13 protein-coding genes are annotated in these 17918 nt (G+C 40.1%); all 13 read right to left on the minus strand.

Translation table 11 applies throughout. From position 1 onward, the window contains the following. Nucleotides 1-7 precede the first annotated feature (7 nt). On the minus strand, nt 8-2656 hold the full coding sequence (tssH, locus tag ACH784_RS09835) for a type VI secretion system ATPase TssH (protein WP_404389734.1): 2649 nt from the start codon (nt 2654-2656) through the stop codon (nt 8-10). Between the two features lie 62 nt (nt 2657-2718). Then, nucleotides 2719-3687 carry a type VI secretion system baseplate subunit TssG gene (tssG, locus tag ACH784_RS09840; RefSeq protein WP_404389736.1) on the minus strand — a complete coding sequence of 323 codons (969 nt, stop codon included), beginning with the start codon at nt 3685-3687 and terminating at the stop codon, nt 2719-2721. After that, nucleotides 3684-5414: a type VI secretion system baseplate subunit TssF gene (gene tssF / locus ACH784_RS09845; protein WP_404389738.1), complete on the minus strand. Its 1731-nt coding sequence runs from the start codon at nt 5412-5414 to the stop codon at nt 3684-3686. Before tssF ends, tssG begins: the two co-directional genes overlap by 4 nt. Beyond that, on the minus strand, nt 5414-5815 hold the full coding sequence (gene tssE, locus ACH784_RS09850; RefSeq protein WP_404389740.1) for a type VI secretion system baseplate subunit TssE: 402 nt from the start codon (nt 5813-5815) through the stop codon (nt 5414-5416). The genes tssF and tssE overlap by 1 nt, the downstream gene beginning before the upstream one ends. Nucleotides 5816-5939: 124 nt before the next feature. Next, nucleotides 5940-6425, minus strand: coding sequence for an Hcp family type VI secretion system effector (locus ACH784_RS09855; RefSeq protein WP_138559556.1), 486 nt, complete (start codon nt 6423-6425; stop codon nt 5940-5942). A gap of 450 nt (nt 6426-6875) precedes the next feature. After that, complete coding sequence (gene tssC / locus ACH784_RS09860; protein ID WP_404389742.1) at nt 6876-8402, minus strand: type VI secretion system contractile sheath large subunit; 1527 nt, start codon at nt 8400-8402, stop codon at nt 6876-6878. A gap of 3 nt (nt 8403-8405) precedes the next feature. After that, a complete protein-coding gene (gene tssB, locus ACH784_RS09865) occupies nt 8406-8933 on the minus strand; it encodes a type VI secretion system contractile sheath small subunit (protein ID WP_404389744.1) in 528 nt (175 codons plus the stop codon). Between the two features lie 37 nt (nt 8934-8970). After that, the gene (locus ACH784_RS09870) at nt 8971-10584 is read right to left on the minus strand and encodes a TssA family type VI secretion system protein (protein WP_404389746.1); all 1614 of its coding nucleotides are present in this window, start codon (nt 10582-10584) and stop codon (nt 8971-8973) included. Beyond that, on the minus strand, nt 10584-11570 hold the full coding sequence (tagF, locus tag ACH784_RS09875) for a type VI secretion system-associated protein TagF (RefSeq protein WP_404389748.1): 987 nt from the start codon (nt 11568-11570) through the stop codon (nt 10584-10586). Before tagF ends, ACH784_RS09870 begins: the two co-directional genes overlap by 1 nt. A 9-nt stretch (nt 11571-11579) precedes the next feature. Continuing rightward, entirely contained in the window at nt 11580-15275 is a 3696-nt protein-coding gene (tssM, locus tag ACH784_RS09880; RefSeq protein ID WP_404389750.1) for a type VI secretion system membrane subunit TssM, read from the minus strand. A gap of 2 nt (nt 15276-15277) precedes the next feature. After that, nucleotides 15278-15991 (minus strand): type IVB secretion system protein IcmH/DotU, encoded by a 714-nt coding sequence (gene icmH / locus ACH784_RS09885; RefSeq protein WP_404389752.1) that lies wholly within the window; start codon nt 15989-15991, stop codon nt 15278-15280. 29 nt (nt 15992-16020) lie between these two features. Further along, nucleotides 16021-17367 carry a type VI secretion system baseplate subunit TssK gene (gene tssK, locus ACH784_RS09890; RefSeq protein WP_404389754.1) on the minus strand — a complete coding sequence of 449 codons (1347 nt, stop codon included), beginning with the start codon at nt 17365-17367 and terminating at the stop codon, nt 16021-16023. Continuing rightward, nucleotides 17367-17825, minus strand: coding sequence for a type VI secretion system lipoprotein TssJ (gene tssJ, locus ACH784_RS09895; RefSeq protein WP_404389756.1), 459 nt, complete (start codon nt 17823-17825; stop codon nt 17367-17369). The genes tssK and tssJ overlap by 1 nt, the downstream gene beginning before the upstream one ends. Nucleotides 17826-17918 lie beyond the last annotated feature (93 nt).

Genomic DNA, 17918 nt, shown 5'->3' on the forward strand with positions numbered 1-17918 from the left:
CTCCTTGTTAGTTTAAATCTGCAAAATCTGCGCAAATCTGCCCTTGCTCATCCAACCTTAAAGTCAAAATGTCAGGCATATCATCTTCAGCTAAAAAGCCTAAAATTGATTTTGCAATATTTGGTAAAACTTGCTGCTCAATGGTCGCAGACACTAATCGAGCACCACTGTCACTCATACGGCAGCGTTCAGCCAACGCCGCTAACACCAGCTCATCAACTCGAAGTTGCAGTTGGTGGTTTTGTATTAATCGTGCTGCAATTGACTCTAGCTTTAAACTGACAATTTGCTGCAATGCGCTTCCATCAAGTGGATAGAAAGGCACAATTTGCATACGCGCCAGTAGAGCTGGTGCAAAATGACTGAGTAACTCGGGCTTAATAGCCTCAACAAGCTGGTTTACACTTGGCCTTTCAGGGGGATATTCGGGTGAAGATTCAGCAACTTCTTCTGAATTTTCAAGTCTATTTGGCATTTCAACTGGCGTTTCGCAAGCAGATAGCAATGTACCAGAGCCTAAATTTGACGTCATAATGATCACGGTGTTTTTGAAGTCTATTTCTCGACCTTCACCATCGCGCATTTCGCCCCGTTCAAACACTTGGTAAAACAAATTCATAATATCAGGGTGGGCTTTTTCGACTTCATCAAGTAACACAACCGAATACGGTCTTTGACGCACGGCTTCGGTGAGAACGCCCCCTTGGCCATACCCTACATATCCTGGAGGCGAGCCTTTCAATTGAGAAACTGTGTGCGCTTCTTGATATTCGCTCATATTGATGGTTGTTAAAAACTTTTCTCCGCCAAATAAGTGCCTAGCAATACAACGTGCGGTTTCAGTTTTTCCCACCCCAGAAGGGCCTGTGAGTAAAAATACTCCTAGCGGACCTACTTGGTTGCTTACGCCAGCTTTGCTGACTCTTAGCGTTTGAGCGATAGCTTCAAGTGCTTCTGATTGACCTATCACTTCGCTTGATATTTGCGACTCTAAGCTTAATAAGGAGGTTAGCTGATCTCTGACCATGCTCCCAACAGGCACACCGGTCCACTGGGCTATCACGCTGGCAACCACATCGGCATCTACATGAGAAAATACACTCGGTAATTGTGCATCAGATGTTTTTAATTTCGCTCTAAGCTGCTGCTGTAATGCCAAATCTTGGCCATCACTTTGCGAAAGCTGAGTTAATGTCTCTAACTGTTGTTGATGCGACAGCTGTAATTGGTCTAAACGGTTTACAGCAATATGTAAGTCATTATTTAACTGAGATAATAAAGATTCGTCGCTGATTATGCCCTGTTGCGACTCAATTTCTAAGGCACTTAAGCGGTGTTCGTAAAAGCGAATTTGCTCGCGTAAAGTTTCTATTTCACTCGGTTCGACACTACTAGACATTCTTACTTTTGCTGCTGCCGTATCAAGTACATCAATGGCTTTATCTGGCAATTGACGGCCAGTAACATAACGGGCAGATAACAGAACTGCAGCTTCAATCGCTGCGTCTGTGATCAAAACATTATGATGACGCTGGTATCGATCCTTTAGGCCATTGAGCATAAGTTGCGCAGCTTCTTCATTAGGCTCATCAACTTTAATCATTTGAAAACGTCGCTCTAAAGCTGCGTCTCTTTCGAAATACTGTTTAAATTCACTCCAAGTGGTGGCAGCAACAGTGCGAAGCTCCCCCCTTGCTAATGCTGGTTTAAGTAAATTAGCGGCATCACTCATTCCTGCGTCACCACCAGCACCAATTAATGTATGTGCTTCATCAATAAATAAAATGATTGGTGTAGTCGCATTTTTAACTTCATCTATCACCTGTTTTAAACGACGTTCAAACTCACCTTTGACACCAGCCCCAGCTTGTAGCAACCCCATATCAAGTACCATGATGCGAACACCTTGCAATTCTTTAGGTACTTGGCCCGATTGAATACGTTGCGCTAACCCTTCAACAACCGCTGTTTTACCGACTCCTGGATCACCGACTAAGATAGGGTTGTTTTTTCGCCTACGACACAATACATCTATTGCCATGCGAATTTCATCATTACGCCCTAATACAGGATCGAGCTGTTGGTTTTGCGCTTTAGCAGTCAAATCTTCACAATATGCATTGAGTGCTTCACTTTGCGTGTTATCCGAAGCCGTTTGTTGAGACGGTGCGTTGTATCGTTCAGTTGATTGTTTGCAAATTGAAGCAAGGTTCGATGTTAAAAAATGTCCATCAACCGAACTTAATAATTCTGGCAATTCTAAAACTGGTCCATAACTGACTTGCTCAAGTAGAGCATCAAGTAAAGCAGCACCACTGATCCAATCTTCACCTTGCTTCACATTGGCACTCAACCAAGCACGTTCCAGCCAGTCAAATAAACGTTTTGAAAATGCGGGTTTATTTGGGTTTGCGCTTTTTTGTTGGTCTAAGAAATTGAGTAAGACTCGCCATACAGCATCTTGATCCACCTGAAAATAATGCAATGCACGTTGCATATCTCCATCTAAACCTTCTTCCATTAACTTTAATAAAAAGTGCTCAGGTAACACTTCAAAATGCTGCCTGCTAGCAGCAAAACCTGCTGCACTTTCAAGTACTTTTGCGCAATGTCCGTTTAGCTTATTGATCAATTGCTTTATGCTGATGGCATCCATGAAAATTCCTTATTTTCCTTTAAAAATGAATAATCTTTTAGTTCTCTTATCAAAGCGTGAATTTACTGAGTAAACTGCGCTTGTTGGTAATTAACCCGTCTTAACTCTGCATCTCTAGCGCCTAAACAGGCATTTGTTCCAAGCTCAATTGCTTCACCAAAATATCTCTCTTTTGTCGCAGGCATTGCGACTTGAAGCTCCAATTGCCAGTCCATATCTGAGCTGCAATGATGCAACATCAATTTTTGTAACAGCCGCCCTTTTTTCGCATTTGGGCTAAACTGTTTTGCGACTTGTTGCGTTAATGGACCAATGACAATCGAAATGGCTGTGCCAGTTACTAACACCTCAGAGCCTAATAAGGTTGTTTCTCCCAATTTAGCTTCACCATCACCGAAAGAAGTGAACTGTGTGAGAGGCTGCCAAGTGGGTTGCAAGTCATTAATAGATAATTGTTCTACTTCTAAGGCTTGTTTTAAAACCTGGCATAAGCCTGACGTACTTGTTTGTTTTAAACTAGCGATACCTAAATAGCTCTTATTCGTTTCTTTGCTCTGCAATACCGCGTTTATCACCTCATCAAACTGCTGACTGCCTATCCCAAATTGCGTACATTGCTGCTTTTGCCAAGCGGTATATAGTTGGCAATAAAAGAGATGATTGAAGATATCCATAAATGCTCGAGTACGTGCCGCGCTTTGCTCATCTTGCATTGCTTGCTCAAGAACATAATGAGGCATTGGTGAATCAGCTCCATAAAGCCCTGAAAAACTCGTTTTCAGCTCAATGCTGCCTTTACCGCCAAGTTTTAGCGTACATTCGCGTACGTCAGATGCTGGGAATAGCAATGCTTTATGCGGTGTGATTTTTACACGTTCGCTCAAACCACGTTTTAATTCTCCCTTATTCGCCCAGTGTTTTTCTAACAAAGCGACAGCTTGAAATAGCCCAAACTTCCAAGGTTTCTCTAACAGCATTGAGATTGAATCTGGTAATTTTGCCCAAACAGGGTTTTGTGTACTGTTGTTCATGACTGTGACCTTTCGGGCAAATTAATGTCCCAATCAAATTCAGTCAAAGAGGGAAAACAACACACAGAGGTTTTGACGCATTCATTAATGGGTGCGTACAACACAAAGAATTGATGTAAGATGCTGCCAAAATGATATACATCAGCCAAACAAGCAAATCGACTTTCATCTATTTGCAATTTCACCTCAACCCCTCTTAAAAACATACCTTGTTTCATAATACTAATTGGGCTGACAGCTATATTTTGAAGTCCTTTAATTCTATTGATATTTTCAGAACGTCCTGACCAATCGAATAAAACCAGCATACGTTGCAATTGTTGAACATCGGTGATTTCTGAAAACTTTAAGTTTAATAGACCAATCAATTGCCAATGTTCAGATTGAGCAGGCGCTTGGCTCATCTTAGTAGGTAGAATTACATTTTTGACACCATTAATGGCTGCGCGTTTTTTCTTTATTTTATTAAGATCCCCCTCAAATAATTGCTGCCGAGGTAAAACAGCATTTGAGGCGAGTACGCGAGTGGATAAAACGAGCTCGTCAGCATTATCCGTTACAGGTAATTGAATAAAATGTGAAGCAACGTAACCACCTAAATCCTTACTCAATACACTGTATGTTTTTGTATTGTGATCTAAAACCGTTTCATAACGAGAAGGTATTTTGATTGTTTCACCTGAGATACTCGAACGACCATGTACACTCAATACTGAATGACTGAACACGGAATCTCTAAGTAACTGCTTTGCAGTGATCTGATATTCTGTTTTTTTGAAATTGCATCGAATGGGTTCAGCTTCCATTTCAAACAAGTTGATTGCAGGTGCACAGTTTAAACGTATTTGCTCGTGACTGACTCTATGTCCAGGAGGTAATTTGGTGTTACTGACAAACTGTAATTTAAATTTGTCGCAATCGATAGGTAAAAGCTCAACATCAAGCCCGGTTAACTCTACAAAATAAAAGCGCTCTTTGCCGTTAAAATAATCAAGTAATAAAGAGTAAGCTGGGTGACATCGGCCTGCATTAGGTAAATTTGCTGAGTCAGCATCAAGTAATGCACTTTTACAACTCAGTGTTTGCGGTGTTGAAATCTGCTCCAACTCGAAAGGTGTGATCAGGCTGATAGGCTCACTTGTCTGTGTCATCAGCTTAAGCAAGCTACTCTGTAAACTGGTATCGCCACATAAATAAAACCGTATTGCGTTTAAATCAAATTCACTTAACGGCGCTTGTACAATCTTTTTTAGTGATAAAGTCAGGGTCGAACCTAAATGCGATTCGTGATATTCAACATCATCAATCGCTAGTGGTAGCAGTTCAGTTTCAACAGACGTTGTAAATATACATTCTCCATTTATCACTGAGCTGTCTGTTGTAATTTCATATTGTTTTTTTATACATTCTGGTTGCTGCATCGCTAAAGCAGGTTGGAACTGTACGACCGTCGTTGAAGGGTAATAATCAAGCAAAATGGGACATAACTGACGTAGTACTTGTGACGAAATTTCTGGCAAAGTTTCATCTAACCGCTTTTGAATATTGGCAGTTAAGTAAGCCACGCCCTCAAGTAAACGCTCAATATGCGGGTCTCTATCTTTTACCGAGTCAAGATTTAAAAGGCTGGCATGCTCAGGATACAACTGCGCAAACTGTTTGCCTGCTTGCATCAATAAACGCATTTGAGCATCAAAGTACTGTTTCAATCCTTGTTCTTGGGTCATTATTCTTCTCTTTGACTCAACACATTAGCTCGCCCGCCCGAGGCAAACTTGCTGCTTAAATATATTTGCTGTCCGCTGTTTAAAAGCGCTTTTATATCAAAACGAATTACATAGTCTTCAACATTAATATCAACAGGCTCCACCCAAACTGATTTAACCCGAGGTTCAAACTTTTCAATTAGTAATTTCACCTCAGTCGCAAGACTATGTTGTGAATACGGCAACCCTTCGTAAATATCTTCTACATCGGGTAAACCATAATTATCTATATGCTGTAGTACTCCCCGTCTTGCATTTAGCAGATGAGTAATATGAAGCCGAATACTTTCAACTTCACTGTGCTCATTTTGAAATTGTCCACGTTGCACAATTTCATTCGCTAAAAAATCAAATAACGCCATGTTCACTACTCAATAAGAAGGAAGCACAGTTGTACTTCCTTTGTTGTTGCTAATAATTTATGTATTCATTGCCAACCCAACATATTTCGAGAAATAATGCGTTGGCATGCAAATACGGCAGTTATTAACGACCTTCAGTCCATGAATCAGAAAACTCAATGTTGCCATCAAGGTAAGTCCACGTAATACGCTTATAACGCATGTGAACCGTTTCTAAATGTGGATAACGCTCTTTATCTAGATCTTTAACATTGTGCATTGTTGGTGAAATAGAAGTGATTTTCACGTCTTGAAGCGTATGGCGGAAATACTCGCGCTCAGTACCAGTATCATCAATGCGATACCATTTAAGCTCTAGTGTTTTTAATGTTTGACCATTAGAACACGCTTTGTACAAGTATGGTGTTGCCGCGTCTACAGCTTTTGTGATAACAAAAGGTTCGTGCTTACGAGTACCTGTAAGCTCGCCTGTGTCATTATCTGTTGGAATGCGAAGTTCATGATCGAAATGTAGAATTTCAATTGAACCTTCACGCTCAGCAACTGATACAGAACCTTTTACATCATTCCCTTGGTCATCTTTTAACCACATATACGCAGGAATTGCCATTTACGTTTTCTCCTTTAAAATAGATTTTCCTGTTAAAGGCATGCGCTAAGCCATGTTAATGCTTTAGCGTCCCAAAGAGCACCATGCTCTATGCCATTGGGAAACCGGTTAATGGTTGGGTGCCACCAGCCATTAGCCATTCTTTTGTTGCTCGGAAACCCCAACAACCTTTGTTCGTTTTAGCTCTATTAGAATCAATCCGTTATACTTTTATTCATTCTAATTTTTAATTTAATAGATTTTCTTTTTAATATATTTAATCAGCCATTAATTTTTAATGACCGCACCAACAAGCAAAAATTAATTATTAAAAGACCATTTAAAAAACAACAATCTAAAGCGTTATATTCTTAACAATCAAGAATACTAGGAAATTTATTGTTTTTTTATTAGTTATAATGGGCAGCTCTCACTGCCCTAGATACGCTTCATTGGATTTACATCTGGTTTTCATTTTTCACCAGGCATTTGCCCTACCAATGCGAGTCGTACATCGATTCCTTCAACTTGGAAATGTGGTACAACATAAGTACTAACTCGGTAATAACCTGGATTTCCTGGAATTTCAGATACACTGACCTTTGCGTCTTTTAATGGGTGGGTTGCAATTAATGATTCGTCAGGATTATTCATCTTGGTCACCAACGCGCCTAACCAGTCGTTTAGTTGCTGTTCAAGCTCATGACGAGGTTTACTTGAGCCTATATTTTCGCGCTGTATTACTTTTAAGTAGTGCGCGATTCGCGACACCAAATAAATATAAGGTAAGCGAGAGTTAATACGGGCATTAGCGGTGGCTTCAGGTGTTTCGAAGACTTGTGGTTTCTGAGTACTGTTAGCGCTAAAGAAACATGCGAAATCAGAATTTTTGTAATAACTGAGAGGAATAAAACCTTGATTTGCGAACTCTAGCTCTTTCGTTTCTGACACTAATACTTCAGTTGGAATTTTAGTTTCTGAGCCTCTACCTGCTTCATAAGAATGCAGAGGTAAATTATCGACTCGGCCGCCTGATTGTGGGCCTCGAATGTTTACCGACCAACCATGATCATGGAAACTGCTAATAATATTGGCCGCAAATGCAAATGTCGCATTACCCCACAGATAGTTTTCATGATCTGCGGCACTGACATCTTCTTGATAATTGAAGTTGCGAATTGGATTCATTTCACCATAAGGTAAACGCATTAAAAACCTCGGGAATGCTAAACCTACATAGCGCGAATCCTCAGACTCTCTAAAGTTTTTCCAACGTAAAAATTCAGCGCGCTCCATATAAGAAGCTAAGTCTTGAATTTTTGAAACTTCTTCTAGGTTATCTTTTAAGAAGAATTTTGCTCCAACACTTCCTAGAAATGGACAATGAGCAGCAGCAGACACACGTGAAATTTCTTGTAATAACGAGATATCGGTTGCTGAACAATCAAATTCAAAATTAGATACTATCGTAGAAATTGGCTCTCCACCAGGCGTGTCATATTCTGAAGTATAAACATGCTTATATAATGCTGATTGTGTTGTGTCTGGCGACTCTTCGAAATCTTCACGCAGAACTTCTTTATTTACATCGAGCAGTTCTACTTTCACGTTCGCATTATTAGGTGTACGCGTTATTAAATAACGTAATGAGCGCCAAGCAGATTCAACTTGTTGAAACTCTTTATGATGTAAAATAGCATCCAGTTGCTCTGAGATAATCGTATCGACTTTGGCGATATATTCATCTAACAATGTTTTATCAATACGACTAATATCTTGATTATTTTGGCTGGCCATATCTAAAAATACATTTATCGCTGCAGTTAGGCGCTCGTTCGACTGCGTTTCAGCAAGCTTTTGTGGATCTCTAAACGAATCCAAACGCACTGGTTCACTTATAGGGTCTAGTGATACCATGCCAAAAATCGACTCGTAAACAGACTCTTGCAATACTTCACTGGTAGTTGCTGCGACATTTAAGTTTTCTTGAATTGACATTGCTTACACTCCTTGTTGTTCTTCAATGCTTTCTTTTTGCTCTTCTAATGGAGCAATCTCATCGAGTTTGAGCTTTAGCTCACTCAATTCAGGTTTATTTTGTAAAATGCGTTCAAGCTCTTTCCTCAACACTGAGTTATCCAATAAATTAGATTTCAGATCTCGAAGTAAATTGCGCATCGCCATCATTTTGTTCAGCTCAGGGATTTGCGCAGCCACATTTTCAGGTTCAAATGATTTAAAGTTATCGAATGTCAGGTTAATACCAATTTCACCTTCACCTGATATTTTGTCAGGAACCTGAAAGTTTGCCTTTGGAGCAATGTCTTTTAAAACTTGCTCAAGATTGTTTTTATCAACCATGATGCGTTCACGCTCAGCAAACTCAGTGTCATTTTTACCATTAGAGTAATCGCCTACCACCAGCATTTTTAACGGTAATTCACTTTTTTGAGAAGCGCCGTTTGTATCTAACTCTAAAGCGATATTTACGCGTGATCTGGGTATTTCTTTTTGAAAAGTGTCTGACATTTTAATGTTCCCTCTTTTGTGTTCCTAGTTGAAAACTTTACGATAACCAAGTAATTGCTGAAGCGGTGTCTGTTACTAGCATTCGCGTTTCGATTGTTTTTGCTCGTCGGTAAAACTCATCATCTTCTTGCTGACTTAAACTGCTAAAACAACGCAATGCAAAACGCCATACCTGCATCACAAAATCTTGATGCCATCTCGCCAAATCATATTGTTCGATATGGTCCAATAGCTGCTCTAATAAAGGCTTTGCTAAAGCATATTGCTCATTACGCAGCAGTAATTTAGCTCTAAGTAATTGCAACTTTGCATCGTCGAAAGATGTCCTCGCAGGTACAGATAAAAGCAATTGCAGTGCATCTGATAACTTATTTTCATCCGCTAAAGAAAGCGCTTCTTGTTCTATCTTTTGGAATGGATCATTTTCAACGACAGCATTATTTACTGCCTTATCTGCGTCTTTTAATTCATCTAACCAAGCAATGGTTTTTGCGCTTGCAAAAGCAAGTCCATTGTCATATTTAAGTTTTGTAATCTCTGGGTAAGCCGAGATCAAATACTTAACCTGAGCTGTTAACCATTCACCAAGAGACTGTTTGTGCATACTTTTAAGCAAACCGACAGTCAGATGTTGCAAATCTAAATTAAACTGCATCGCACCCTCCATGAATACCGCTTCTGCAAGTAAAAACCCTTGCTCGAAATTTCCACTTTGTTTGGCATGCTCAATTGGCGCAAACGCTGTTTCTCTCGGTGCTGGTACACGTGTTTTGCCTTGTTCATCATGAGGAGGAACAGCTAGGCTTCCCCAACGATAAGCACGTGCTAACTGCATCATTCGCTGATAAAGTGCTTTTTCTTTATCGTGTTGAATCAGTATTCTGATCAATGACGCATATTGACTGTCAGAACCAACTTCGCTTGCACTGGGTAACGAAATTTCAGAAACATTAGACTTACTTCCTGTTACATCACCTTTTTGCGTTTGGTGCAGCTCGGTATCTGAGTGCGGTTTCACAACCTCTGCCTTTTTATCAGTTTTGTCACTGTCAGCTTGTACAGCTTCATGGTTAAGATTTAACTTCTCATCAGTGGCAGTGACTACTGGGTTTTGTTTACAACCAAGTTCAACCCAATCATGTAATGTCGCCAGTGGGCCTGCACTATCATCAAGGGCTATAAGCGTCTCATTTTTATACCCCTCTATTTGCTCTTTGAGTGCTCGCCAATCTTCAGGCCGTATATCGTCACTCTGTTCACAAATCCCTTTAAGTCTGTCTTGCTGTTGTAACAGCCAGCTGTGCACGGCTTTTCGTGGCCTTTCTTTTACAGGAAACATTTCAGCACTGTGTTTATTTACGAGCTGATTGATTAAAGACAATGAGTAGATCAGGCCTTGAATACCAAACTCACTGGTTGCTGCTAACAAGAGATATGAAGCAATTCGTAAATCTTTACTCTCTTTTTCGAACAGTTCTGACCCAGCAATAAATAGCTGTTTGTAATCTTGCTCTGCGACACCAGATGAAGAGGCTTTCAATAATTTAAAACGCTCATCGTATATTAGATCTTCCCCGCACTGACCGTTTTGACATGGCGTTAACAACGCCGATAGCCAATGGTCCCAGCTAGAGTATATATGCGGACCCATTAGACTTTGCTCCAACTACGGAGCGCATCGAAAATGCTCATATTATCCGCAACCGCTAAATCCATCGCCGTATTTGTAAATGGTACTGACTGATTTAAATTGGTGAGATCAATTACTGATGTACCTAATTGCTCTGGTAAATAAATTGCGTCGAAATATGAAGCTGGAACGGGCCGACAAAATACCACCAAAGAAGCAGCTTGCGTTGTCGTAGCAAACTGATAGAACACCCATGGCTGCCAGTTGTGATCGGCAACGGCATTGGTAATTAGATTTAGCCAAAACGCAGCAACTAAAGTTGCAGATTGCCAATCGGTTGGCATAGGCAAACGTAACCCATATTGGGTTCTTAAACAGCCTCTATTCGCTATGCTACTCAGTATGTTCGAAAGCTCATTAATTAAACGTGCCCTTTGGTCAACGTTTCCATATTCTAAGGCTTGCCAAAACTGCGACATTGGCACTTTTCTCAACTGCTGAATGGCATCTGCAATATCACCACACTGCATTAATTGCCGTGCGGTCATTTCTTGCTCTTGGATAACAGCTTCCATTGCCTGACGACTTTGGCTTTGCAATAACTTGTCGTGCACCGATGTCACATGTTGCAGACAATATGATTCTAATAAGAACAGAAACGCTGGCTGAGTTTTATAATCTGTGTTGCTGACAAAGACAAAATTCACAAAAGGATAATTGCGGCCAATATTATCTTTACTCGGACTAAGCATGCCTATCAACGCACTTTCTTCTGGACCACCGGCCATAAAAAATAATGATTGACGAGCAAATTCTACTGAATCGCTTCGCTTCGCTCTCGCTACTGCCGCAACCCCTTCTTGTAACCAGTTATCTAAAGCAATAGACTCCCTACTGTTTATCTGGTGTTTAATAAAATCAGCTTGAATTTGGTGCTTACCAAAAAAACCAAAGTAATCTTGCTTTTTTATAAGTTGCGTTTTTTTCTTATTAAAAATACCAAACATGCCCCACTCCTAAAGCGCTGTCTCGGATTTTTCTTTGCCAGCCACTGCATGCTGAGGCGCTTGAGTGAATAACGCATTAGGCAAGCCAAATGACGACAATAAATATTTACTAAAGATGCCACTGTTTCTACTCGAGCGAAGTGCTACTTCAACAGTAAACTTTGACTCAGGCTCATTACCTAACTCCCAACGAGCTGTAAATTCAGTCCCTTTTTTCCATTTTACTTCGCCGTTATTGAGGAGTTTAAGTAACGCCCACGGACCACTGCTTTCTTGCGACCATTGATTGCCTTTGCTGTCTCTGCCTGAAACGACCGCTTTATCGATTGCGCCTTGACCAGGCCAAGAAAATTTCCGCCACTCTTCAGGTTCATTCCTATAACGGTAGCTCTGCTCGTTAAATGCAAAATAAGTTTCTCTAATGCCACGTTGTGCTACGGGCATAACCTGGAATGATACGCCGATGTCTTGACCATCACGAGGAAACAATGAACGTGTCACTCTTCTCGCACGGGTCAATTGCTCTAGTAATTGATTACTCAACCCAATACTGTAGCCATTCCAACTTTTTTCTTGCCACTCTCCACGACGTAGCCTAACAAAAGGCGATAATTGCTCATCTACAAAGCGCCATAACAAGCCCGTTTCTTCATTCAGCATTTCAGATACATCTTCCATTGCAGCATCTGAACCATCTATATTAAACGGGTATCGACCACGTAAGTTATCTCTATATAAGGTATACACTTCATTGGTCCATTTTTCGTTAAGCTCTTTACGCGCGTCTAAAGTTACGGCTTGCAATGCAGCAATTAAGGGAGCTTTGAGTAATTTATCGAAAATTTGTTTGGTTTCAGGATCTAACGATCTAACTTGACTCTCAACCACGATCCAGGATGCTTGAAGCGCGTTATCATTGCTTTCTCCAGCCATCAACTTTCTTAAAAAGTTTAATGCAGCATCATCACCCGCATTCGCCCTAGATACCTTCTTGAGCTCTTCATATAAAGCCCCTAGTGCACCTTGATATTGACTCAAATAATCAGATGGCGCGCTTTGCTCTGAAGGTTTAGTAAACTGACGTAAATCAGCAAAACGAGATTCAAGCTCAGGCACACGAACTCCTGTCACCTGTGTCTGCAACTGCGACTGTGTTTGTGATAAAACAGAATGAGCATCTAGTTTGGTTTTTAATATTGAGGCATCAAGTTGTTGAGCCAGCACATGCTCTGCATTTTCAAGAACATGAATATGTTCAAATACTTTGCTCATTAATTCGCTAAGAGGACCATCTTTAGCTACTAATCTGTCTATGACCAATGTCGTTTCATTGCTGGTTCGCATCTGCTTTACATCAATACTGTGTAAAAATGCGAACCAAGCATCACCGAACTCCTTAAAATATAACGCTCTAATTGCTGAACTGAGTGCGGCTGTTTTTGCCGAATCTATTTCTCCTTGCTCTTGGTTTTGCGTGCCTAAAACCCAATCGCCTCGATAAGCTAATGTCGCCACTTCGTTAATCTGTTTGTCTACAACTTGCTGCCAAGAACTCGATGTAAAAATATAAGGTACACCTGAATTACTAACGATGTAGTTGCGGTTTTTTGGACTAAGTAGATTATCAATGGTGACTGAAACTTGCTCTGATTTAAACACACTGCGGATCTGCTGATAAAGCAAGCTAGGATCTGGATCTGTATATAGATCCGCTCTTGCATCTGCAATCAACGCTTCATCGAGAGCCCAAGGTGCAAGGGCAATATTTTCAACTTCTTCCACGCCGATGTCATTTATGTAAAATGTCATCAAGGCCGTTATTTGTTTTACTAATGGTTCTTGTGTTTCATCAGCCAGATCGACATTCAATCTACCTGCTAATAATGAAAGTAATTGAGTTGAAGCAAATTCGCTATCGCGCTTATCTAAATCACTGCTCAGCATGAGCTGTAACTTAAGGGCGTTATAATACTGTTGGCGTTGAGAGTTATTACTAATTACATCATTACCTTGCCAATTATTCGCTAAATTAATCAACAATTTTTGGTTTTCATCGTAAGCAATATTGGAAACTAAGACCTGCAATTGCTGACGTAAAATCGCATGTATTGAGCTCTTCGTTTCATCGGCGGCATACACGCCAAAGAAAAAATGCCAAGGGAGTTTTTGTTCGTAGCCTTGTAAGGTTTGATAGTGCTGAAAAAGCGCCAGTGTTTTATCTAGTTGTTTTGCAAAGCTATCTTTATTAACTCGACTATCAACAACACGTTTGACTAATTCATCTCCCTTATTTAACAAAACAACATTGCTTGAATATGAGCTAATTAATAAGGCAACGACTCCTGCAATACAAGCTAGACTCGCACTTACTGATAACCCCTTGAACCACCGCTGTAGTAAACGTTTTTTACGATTACCTCGAGTCAAATCCTGTAATCTAAACACCACATCATTAAAAACACGATTTATGAAAAAAGCTTGCGTGATTTGCTCTTGGCGCTGCTTAATAAGCACAGATCTAAAGCGACCTAAAATGCCGTTGCTTGTTTGCTCAACCGGCGTGCCCTCTTGCGTGCCTGAGGTAAAGTAGACCCCCGCAAACCAGGGAACTTCTTGGTAAGGATTATCCTTAAACAAGAGATTTATAAACTCAGTGAGCTTAACTGACGCTGCTTTGAATTGATTCGGGAAATCTAAAATTAAACGCTTACGTTCCAGGTCCTGCTCTCGAGCAACCTTGCTAAGACGCTGGCTAACTAGTCGTTCGTATAATTCTTCCATTCTAGTTTCGAACATATCAGCAGGATCTGCTTCCATATTCTCACTGATATCGAGCAAATAAGCTCCCCAAACTTGCTCACGCTCTCGCTCATCTAAATCACTAAAGAAAGGCTCAAAACCACTAATCAGATCTGATTTGGTAAAAACCACATGTACTGGAAATACAATGCCTAACTGCTGGATCAATTCTTCTATACGCTCACGGATCAACTTCACATGTTGACGAACTTGTTCACTATCAGCAGTTAAAATATCAGCGACACTCATAGCAACCATCACGCCATTTATAGGCAACTTAGAGCGGTGTTTGCGTAGCAGAGATAAAAATGCGAGCCACTCTTTATTGTCACTTTCTTCTGTTGTATACCGCCCTGCTGTATCAATCAGCACAGCTTGATCAGCAAACCACCAGTCACAGTTACGTGTGCCGCCAAAGCCCTGAATATGAAATTGGTTAGATTTCGAATATGGAAAGTGCAAACCAGAATTTGCAAAGAGTGTGCTTTTACCAGCAGCTGAAGGCCCAATAATCATATACCAAGGCAGAGCGTATAAAGCTGTACTACCTCGATAACCAGCACCTAAATGAGAGGCTTTTAAAGCTGCCAGCGCCTCTTGCATTTTGTCATGTATATCATTTACTTGTGCATCAGATTGCGCATTATGCCCCGCGAGTTCTTTGGCTAACGCTTCACCCGATCGTTTTGTCCATAGCCATCGAGCAAATATAAAAACTGAAAAAGCACATACAACAGCAGCCATAGCAATCAGTTTTTTATTTGTGCTATCTAACCCAGCCAGATGACCCGCAAACCAAATAACAGTAATAACCGCAACAAGTCCTATAAGTTGGCCTGTCGCTCGAGATGATAATAAACCCAAGAAGAAGTGAACTAGGCCACTTTTGTTAGCATTACCTACCATGGTTATTTACCTGCTTTGTCTAACTGCTGCAAAACAGCTTGGTGTTTTGCAGTTTCTAAATTACTGTTTTTGGATAATTTATCGGTTACGAAATGAAAACCAACGAACAACATTACTACAACAAATGCACTCACCGACATAATCACCCAATATGGAACATTACGCCCTACTTTCATCGCAAAGTTTTCACTTGGAGCACCATTTTCCGACAGTGTTCTTGGCGCTGTACCTATCGCATCTTCTAATTGCGCACGTACATCAACAATTAAGGCCTTTAATTGCTCCAGCCCTCTTATTTTGTATATTCCTTCAAATCCCATTTGAAGACAGACATAATAGACATTTAGAACATGTAATTTAGTCTCACCGCCTTTACGTAATGCATCTAATTTTTCAAAAAATGCTTCACCACCTCTATGATTACCAAAAAACTCTAATTGCAAAGGACGCGACATCCAATCAAGTTTAAACTCTAATTCAGAGGTGAGAATACGTTCGTCAACCAAAGCAGTAAGTGCAAATTTCATTTCTTGCATCGCTGAAGCGGGGACTTGCTGGCTGTAGCATAATTTTTCGAACACATCGAACGATGCTAATAAACGAGATCGACATGCTTCTACAGATGAGAGTGATTGAGCATCTTGATTTATCAACGCAAGCTCATTAATCACTGGCGTGATACAAGCCAAATAATCTGGCTGCTGTATAGTTTCCATATACCCAAATTCCTTTTTCTTATTTTTAGTTACTTGGCAACACTTACAATTTCAATTTTGGCTGTTTGCAAACTAAATGGTACAAACACACTCAGAGACAACTCTTTGCGTAACTGTTGATAGGCTTCGCCATATGGTTCAACTCTGAAATATTCATAGCCGCCCTTTATCGCTAATTTATTAGGGGGTCTTTGACAATGTGTAATTGCAATACCATCCAGAGCACTGGCAACCAATACCTCTAATTGTTCAGACGCTGCAAGCTTTACTTGTTCGGTGAATACATCAATCCACTGTGTTGATTCAGCTTCAAAATACACAGCCAAATAAAGTTCACTTTGATCAAGTAATTGCGGATCAATTGTATCGACTTGATATATAGCTGATGACTTTCTCTGTAACGCCAATGGCGCCATTTTCTTAGGCACTACCCCATCAATGAGTTGACTAAGCGATTGCGCAAGTTGGGTGAACACGGTTTCTAAATTATCGTGCTCGTATACCGGCAAGTGATTAGCAATATCCGCATGTTCAAAAACTGAAACATTACTAATCAAGTCAATAAGTTGACAATATAAACGCTCTGGGTGAAGTGTATTCAAACCTTTTAAATGTTCAAATTGCGCAGCGTGGCTTACCATAGAGCTTAACAGTAAGAATGTATTCATTTCATTTGGACCGAAATCTGTCACCGCACCAAGATCATTGCGCCGACTTAATAACACTTTTACCTTCGCGTTTACTAAATCACAGGTTCTTTTTAAAAAATCACGTAAGAATAAGTTACTTTTAGCATTCACTAGAGGCGGTATAAAAGTGTCACTCAGTTGCCATTGCCCACTAGCATCACGATTTAATTTAACGACAACCAACTGCTCCAGATCAGCGTGTCCCTTTTCAACTGGCATTAAAAATAAATTAGGTTTAGCAACTAATAGTTCGCGTTTGCGATTAAAGTCATGGCTATCAGCCACTTCAACAAAATGAGACTCAAAGGCACAAATCGCCCCTTGATTGTTGTAGCCCGTCACCCCCGCCACAGCATCATTATCTGCCATTGCTAGTGCTATTGTTGTTTCGCTTACATTATCTGGCAAAGTGTATTGCAGATCTGGCGTACCCTGTTCAGATGATTCAAATTGCACAAAACGGCCTGACTTGAATATTGCTTCAATTCGGGTGATTTTTAAAATACCGCGCATGAGTGCACCAAGGTCAACATCGAAATGGTTTACACCATAAGCGTAACAACTAAAAATTTGCTGTTGTTTAGATTGGTTTTGTAATAAAAACTTCTCTTGTAACTGCATGTGCTGTTGCGCCAACAAAACACCTTCAGCCCATACAGGTTTTAAATTCATTGATAAGTGAGACATTAATCTTCTTCCGCACCAAGAATAACAATCGAGTTTTTATTCAAAGCAATATCTAAAGAAGTTGGAATTTTTACGTAACCGTTACTGAGCTCGAACGAAGTCCGCCATTTACCGCCCTCTATATCTCTAAATAAAGCCACCATAGCAATATATTTTGCCTGCTCTGATTGCTCAAAAGAGATATTTGTAATTTGAGAGGGATTAATTGTTTTTTCTTCAACTGTCACTAAGGAATTAGCAAGCACTGATTTATCAGCTTTCCATAATTGCTCATAGGTTGCATTATTAAATGCCTGAATGTCAGTAAGTTGATATACTTTTAATACAACAGGAAGTGGCTCATCAAATTTATTCAAGTTTAAGTTATCACTTGAAGTAACATCCAAATTAACTTTAGTTGTTAAGCAACCACTTAAAGTGAAAATTGACGTTAACAATAAAACCTTAAATAACTTCATAAACAAATCCTTTTAAAATAAAAAACGACAACAAGGCGTTTTATTCACCATCAACAAAACCAAAACAGACACTAAAACTGTTTATTTAAAGCC

The organism is Pseudoalteromonas phenolica (assembly GCF_044788725.1).
Lineage (GTDB): Bacteria > Pseudomonadota > Gammaproteobacteria > Enterobacterales > Alteromonadaceae > Pseudoalteromonas > Pseudoalteromonas phenolica_C.